7 protein-coding genes are annotated in these 6318 nt (G+C 38.7%); all 7 read right to left on the reverse strand.

Annotated elements, in window-relative coordinates; all coding sequences use genetic code 11:
- Positions 1 to 798: a phosphatidate cytidylyltransferase gene (locus ACFX4L_RS11945; RefSeq protein ID WP_377383710.1), complete on the reverse strand. Its 798-nt coding sequence runs from the start codon at positions 796 to 798 to the stop codon at positions 1 to 3.
- Between the two features lie 25 nt (positions 799 to 823).
- The gene (locus ACFX4L_RS11950; RefSeq protein ID WP_061462436.1) at positions 824 to 1597 is read right to left on the reverse strand and encodes an undecaprenyl pyrophosphate synthase; all 774 of its coding nucleotides are present in this window, start codon (positions 1595 to 1597) and stop codon (positions 824 to 826) included.
- 399 nt (positions 1598 to 1996) lie between these two features.
- Complete coding sequence (gene frr, locus ACFX4L_RS11955) at positions 1997 to 2554, reverse strand: ribosome recycling factor (protein WP_061462435.1); 558 nt, start codon at positions 2552 to 2554, stop codon at positions 1997 to 1999.
- Between the two features lie 3 nt (positions 2555 to 2557).
- On the reverse strand, positions 2558 to 3280 hold the full coding sequence (gene pyrH / locus ACFX4L_RS11960; protein ID WP_284471262.1) for a UMP kinase: 723 nt from the start codon (positions 3278 to 3280) through the stop codon (positions 2558 to 2560).
- A gap of 125 nt (positions 3281 to 3405) precedes the next feature.
- A complete protein-coding gene (tsf, locus tag ACFX4L_RS11965) occupies positions 3406 to 4290 on the reverse strand; it encodes a translation elongation factor Ts (RefSeq protein WP_377383705.1) in 885 nt (294 codons plus the stop codon).
- A gap of 305 nt (positions 4291 to 4595) precedes the next feature.
- On the reverse strand, positions 4596 to 5309 hold the full coding sequence (gene rpsB, locus ACFX4L_RS11970; RefSeq protein ID WP_056526825.1) for a 30S ribosomal protein S2: 714 nt from the start codon (positions 5307 to 5309) through the stop codon (positions 4596 to 4598).
- Positions 5310 to 5461: 152 nt separating this feature from the next.
- Complete coding sequence (locus ACFX4L_RS11975; protein ID WP_377405255.1) at positions 5462 to 6100, reverse strand: hypothetical protein; 639 nt, start codon at positions 6098 to 6100, stop codon at positions 5462 to 5464.
- Positions 6101 to 6318: the final 218 nt, after the last annotated feature.

Here is a 6318-nt window from a genome sequence, read left to right on the forward strand (position 1 = left end):
TTATAAAACATGCAATAAATGCAAAATCGGTAAAATGAATATCAAGCTATCAAGCCTGTCCAAAATTCCGCCATGTCCCGGGAGAAGCTTGCCGGAATCCTTAACCCCATAATGACGTTTATACGCCGATTGGACGAGATCCCCCAATTGGCCGAATACCCCAATGATTAATGAAATCAATAATAATTGTAATAACGTGTAGTCAAGACTCGAGAAGATGTAAAATAGCACACCCACTACCATCGCAGAAAATAACCCGCCGATAAATCCTTCCACAGTCTTGTTTGGACTTATTTCTGGCCATAGCTTCCTTTTACCAAGTGATTTACCTATGAAGTAAGCTCCGGAGTCGGTTGCCCAGATCGTGAATAGGGTAAGCAAGATATAAATCAGACCCAGTCCTAAAGAGTCACGTGTTTCAAATAGGAAGTAGAAACCCATTCCCAAGTATAAGATTGAAATCACTAAAAAGCCTGCGTCATCAAAAGTAAAACGGTTTTTAGAAACAACTGTATAAAGTAACAGCAGCAAAACCCCGATTAAGAAGACTTGCACTTTATCGTAATTTATTTCTGCTAAAAAAGCGGTATGTTCATTAGGCAATAAAAGTACCCACAATAATATATGAGAAAGTAACGCCTCAAAAGATACAACGCGTAAATTTTTCATTTTCATCAGTTCATACAAACCAATGGACCCTAACAGATAAACTGTCAGTAAAAAGGGAACTCCCCCTAAAATGACTAGTGGAATGAAGATAGCGGCAACTACGACCGCCGTAATAATTCGTTGTTTCATTATTCCATTTTCCTCGCCTTCTAAATTAAACGCCACCGAATCTTCGTGAACGTTTTTGATACTCCTCAACTGCCTGCAATAAATGCCCCTCACTAAAATCCGGCCATAGCACCTCTGTAAACCACAGCTCAGTATAAGCCGCCTGCCAAAGCATGAAATTACTCAAACGGATTTCACCACTTGTACGGATCAGTAAATCAGGATCCGACAAATGTTTGGTCATCAGGTAACTGGATATAATTTCCTCTGTTGCATTTTCCTTTATTATACCATTCTTAACATCTTGAATAATGCTATTCACTGCAGATACAATCTCCCCACGGCTTCCATAGTTCAGGGCAAAATTCAGAATCATCCCATCATTATCCTTCGTGTCTTCCATTGCCCGTTTAACGGCATTTTGAGTATGTGAGGGAATGAGTGACAGGTCCCCGATCGTTTCAACTCTTACATTTTCAGAAATGAGCTCGGGTAAAAATGTCCCAAGAAATTCCTGGGGAAGCTTCATCAAAAAGTCGACTTCACTTTTCGGGCGTTTCCAATTTTCAGTGGAAAACGCATAGACTGTCAAAGTTTTGACCCCTAATTTATTGGCAACTTTCGTAATTTTACGAACGGTTTTCATTCCTTCATGATGACCTGCCACACGTGGCAATGCACGCTTTTTGGCCCAGCGGCCGTTTCCATCCATAATGATGGCGATATGCTGAGGAACATCAAACTGTTTAATATGCTGAATCCTATTAGTTACATCGGAAGAAGCATCTTTTTTAACGAAACGCTTCCATAGTGAATACATATGTTAGTCCCCCATCAGGTTGTACTTATCTCTCTACAAAGGCAAAGTTAACGTGCACTATGTATATCAAGCTTTCTGCCGCTTAAAAAGAATCTATATCATAATATCAAAAAAAAACTGGTTCTCATATTATTATTATGAAAATTATTTCTTCATTAGAAGCTAGAAAGGGAGAAATCATTACTTCTTTTTTTCTAAAACCGGTTATGATTACCGTGAAAAATGCAAAAAAAGGACCACCTCCAACGTTTGCATGCAACATACTAACTCAAGGAGTAATCATTATCGGAGAAACCTTATTATAACAGTTTTCTCTTTTAAGCACACCTATATGTTAGAATCAAGACATGACCCAGTATGGATTCGGCCCTCTTTATTTAATCAATTCTTTAAGTAAAATTATACTTCCAGAATTTCTTTTTCTTTATCTTTTGTAATATCATCGATTTTCGTGATATTGCCATCTGTCATCTTTTGGATGTCATCCGCATAGCCACGTAAGTCATCTTCAGTGATTTCACCATTTTTTTCAAGCTTTTTCAAATCATCATTAGCATCGCGACGCACATTACGGACAGCTATTTTCGCTTCTTCCGCTTCTTTTTTAACAACTTTCACAAGTTCTTTTCTGCGTTCTTCAGTTAACGCGGGGATGGCTATCCTGATGATTGAACCATCATTAGAAGGATTCAAGCCTAAGTCTGATTTCAAAATCGCCTTTTCGATTTCACCCAATACCGTTTTATCATATGGTTGAATGACTAAAAGCCTAGCTTCCGGGACAGAAATACCAGCCACCTGATTAACCGGTGTCGGCGAACCATAATAATCAATCGAGATTTTATCAAGCAATGAGGCATTTGCCCTTCCGGCACGGATGCTGGCTAATTCACGTGTATACGCTCCAATGGCTTTTTCCATTTTCGTTTTCGCATTCGAAATAACTTGTTTCGGCATCTTTTATTTCCCCCTTACAATAGTTCCAAGCTTTTCGCCTAGTACGGCTCGTTTAATATTACCTTTTTCCATAATCGAGAAGACGATCAATGGAATATCATTGTCCATGCATAGTGAGGACGCGGTCGAATCCATTACTTCTAAGCCTTCTTTAATCACATCAAGATAGGAAAGCTTATCATACTTCACTGCATTTTTGTCCTTAACCGGATCAGCATTGTATACGCCATCCACATTATTCTTCGCCATCAAGATGACATCAGCTTCAATTTCAGCAGCACGCAGGGCGGCAGTGGTATCCGTTGAGAAGTATGGATTACCTGTACCAGCTGCAAAAATCACCACTCTCTTTTTCTCTAGATGCCTGATTGCACGTCGTCTAATGTATGGTTCTGCAACTTGTCTCATCTCGATGGAAGTTTGTACACGCGTTTCAATTCCAAGCTGATCAAGGCTGTCTTGTAACGCCAATGAGTTCATGACTGTAGCCAGCATCCCCATATAATCGGCATTAGCACGATCCATGCCCATTTCGCTGCCTATTTTGCCGCGCCAAATGTTTCCGCCGCCAACCACAACAGCCACTTCCACATCAAGCTCAGCCACTTCCTTGACTTGTTCAGCAATAGATTTAATTACTGCAGGGTTAATTCCAAATCCTTCTTCACCGGCTAATGCTTCGCCACTTAATTTTAGAACTACACGTTTATATTTAGCGCTACTCATGAGAACCTCCAACTATGTAATCTTTTCATTCGTTCATCATGCTTTCTTGCAATATTACCAAAAATTCATGACATTTCAAAAAATAGGGAACACCAGAGTGTTCCCTATTATTAATTATCTGACAATTAGTCTTTTTTAACTTGGTTCATTACTTCTTCAGCAAAGTTTTCTTGACGTTTTTCAAGACCTTCCCCTACTTCATAACGAACGAATGATAGGATTTTTCCGCCTTTTGATTCAACGAATTGTCCCACTTTTTGATCAGGGTTTTTAACGAAAGCTTGTTCGTTCACACAGATTTCTTCGTAGAATTTATTGATACGTCCTTCAACCATTTTTGCAACGATTTTTTCTGGTTTACCTTCGTTAAGCGCTTGTTGAGTAAGAACTTCGCGTTCGCGATCTAATTCACTAGCATCGACTTGGTCACGAGAGATATATTTAGGGTTAATTGCAGCGATGTGCATTGAAACGCCTTTTGCTGCATCTTCGTCAGTTGTACCTTCAAGAACTGATAGTACGCTGATACGTCCACCCATGTGAAGGTATGCACCAAATGCGTCGTTATCTGTTTTAGTAACAACTTGGAAACGGCGAAGAGTTAATTTTTCTCCGATTTTAGCAACTGCAGCATTGATATGATCTGCAACCTTTTCTCCATTTTCCATTGTTTGTTCAAGAGCAACTTCAACGCTTTCAGGTTTGTTAGCAAGAAGGAATGAAGCCAAGTCTTTAACAAGTGTTTGGAATCCTTCGTTTTTTGCAACGAAATCTGTTTCTGAGTTCACTTCAAGAATAACCGCTTGGTTTCCTTCTACAACGATTGAAGTTAAACCTTCAGCAGCAATACGGTCGCCTTTGTTAGCAGCTTTTGCAATTCCTTTTTCACGTAGGAAATCGATTGCTTTTTCCATATCGCCTTCTGTTTGTACAAGTGCCTTTTTACAGTCCATCATACCGGCACCAGTTTTTTCACGCAATTCTTTAACTAATTGTGCAGTGATTGCCATAATATATATCCTCCTCAAATTAAATGCAGTTTATTCAATCTTTACCCATTTTTACCAAAAAATACTTGTTATCATCAAAGAAAATAACGAGCAAAGGCAATATTCCAGAAAAGCCATCCACTTAGTCAGTCAATTTGACGGAACTAAATACTTAATGATTTCTTTTCCTTAAAAATCGACTATACCTTTTAAAAAACATTCCGTACAGTGATTTATGTACGCTTATTTAGTGCAAAAAAAAGGGATAAAAGGCATTATCCTCTTATCACCTTTTTTCTTACTTAATAAGCAACCTTTTTTGCTTATTAAGCAGTAGTTGTTTCAGTTGCTGTTTCTTCGCCTTGTTTAGCTTCTAAGATAGCATCTGCCATTTTACCTGTTAATAATTTAACAGCACGGATTGCATCGTCATTCGCAGGAATAACTACATCGATTTCATCCGGATCACAGTTTGTATCAACGATACCTACAAGTGGAATGTGTAATTTGTGTGCTTCCGCAACAGCAATACGCTCTTTGCGAGGGTCGATAACGAAGATCGCATCTGGAAGAGTCTTCATATCTTTAATTCCGCCTAAGAATTTTTCTAAGCGATCCCATTCTTTTTTAAGTTGGATAACTTCTTTTTTAGGAAGGACTTCGAAAGTTCCGTTTGCTTCCATTTTTTCGATATCTTTAAGACGAGTAATACGTTTTTGGATTGTTTCAAAGTTTGTTAAAGTTCCACCTAACCAACGTTGGTTTACATAGTACATACCAGAACGGATAGCTTCTTCTTTAACAGATTCTTGAGCTTGTTTTTTAGTACCAACGAAAAGAACAGTTCCACCGTTAGCAGCTAGTTCTTTCACGAAGTTATAAGCTTCTTCAACCTTTTTAACTGTTTTTTGAAGGTCGATGATGTAGATGCCGTTACGCTCAGTGAAGATATATTTCTTCATTTTCGGGTTCCAGCGACGTGTTTGGTGTCCGAAATGCACACCAGCTTCAAGCAATTGTTTCATAGAAATGACTGACATTTTAGTTCCTCCTAAATGGTTTTGTTTTTCCTCCGCACCGATCATTTTCATACAGAAACTGTCGAAACAGCACCATCTGCAAGAATCACGGGGCGTGTGTATTAACACCATTTCATAATATACCATAATGATTCTTCTCAATCAAGTAATATCTATCTATTCATGCGAAACTTTAGTAATAGCTCTATTTCCGTTTGACCGCGACCTAGCCTTTTGGCGATTTCTTCAATTGAATGACCTTGATCAGCTAACATATCTACTTGTTCATTTAATGAATGTTCATTTACCGAGGCCTGTAACATGTCCGCAAATTCTTTACCCGTCGCCTTCCCCTCGTTCGGAAGGGTGGTGGCAGCTGATGAAAGTTCCAATTTGTCCTCAACTATTACGGGTAAAGCATTATCCTCATCGTCTTCAGGCATTATTTTGTAAGCGTCGGTCGCCTGCTTTTTAGCCGCGGCACTTCTTCCCTCTTTATACTCTTTCAGCATGTTTTGTTCTTGTTTTACTTCTTTATCTTCCATGGTTTCTCTAATTGCGCCATGTTCTTTTATTTTTTGATCATGCTCGGAATCCATTGCAACCGATTTGGTGAATGCCTTTACCAATATCTCGTTGTCCTGTTTCATCTCAATCAAAAAACCAGACAAAAGTTGTTCCATTTCATCAATCATGGCTTTTTGGTCTTTTTCCACCTTACTTAAACGGTTTTGCCGAAGATATAAAACGATGATGGCGAAAATGGTGAATATATTTAATACAAACAACAGAAACATAAAAAATACTGACATGTTGCCTCCTAATTAACCGGAATAGTCAATCCAGTTTCCTTTATACGGATGGGGATCATTTTTCAATGTTGTTTTTTAGGGGATTTCTTTCTGTTTATATTTTTTTTGAGACTGTCCCTTGTCTGCATTTCTTTCTTTTTCATAGGCTGTTTTCACATACTTTGTTGCTATTTACCAGGTAGTGAGTTGTGGTTGATTTCCCCTCCAGATGCTCGCTT

Source organism: Peribacillus sp. YIM B13482 (assembly GCF_042787975.1).
GTDB lineage: Bacteria > Bacillota > Bacilli > Bacillales > DSM-1321 > Peribacillus > Peribacillus simplex_A.

Bases quoted from the DNA above. Each gene is read 5' to 3' on its own strand.
- ACFX4L_RS11975 (WP_377405255.1), bottom strand. From the start codon at position 6,100: ATGTCAGTATTTTTTATGTTTCTGTTGTTTGTATTAAATATATTCACC.
- ACFX4L_RS11945 (WP_377383710.1), bottom strand. From the start codon at position 798: ATGAAACAACGAATTATTACGGCGGTCGTAGTTGCCGCTATCTTCATT.
- ACFX4L_RS11950 (WP_061462436.1), bottom strand. From the start codon at position 1,597: ATGTATTCACTATGGAAGCGTTTCGTTAAAAAAGATGCTTCTTCCGAT.
- tsf (WP_377383705.1), bottom strand. From the start codon at position 4,290: ATGGCAATCACTGCACAATTAGTTAAAGAATTGCGTGAAAAAACTGGT.
- rpsB (WP_056526825.1), bottom strand. From the start codon at position 5,309: ATGTCAGTCATTTCTATGAAACAATTGCTTGAAGCTGGTGTGCATTTC.
- frr (WP_061462435.1), bottom strand. From the start codon at position 2,554: ATGCCGAAACAAGTTATTTCGAATGCGAAAACGAAAATGGAAAAAGCC.
- pyrH (WP_284471262.1), bottom strand. From the start codon at position 3,280: ATGAGTAGCGCTAAATATAAACGTGTAGTTCTAAAATTAAGTGGCGAA.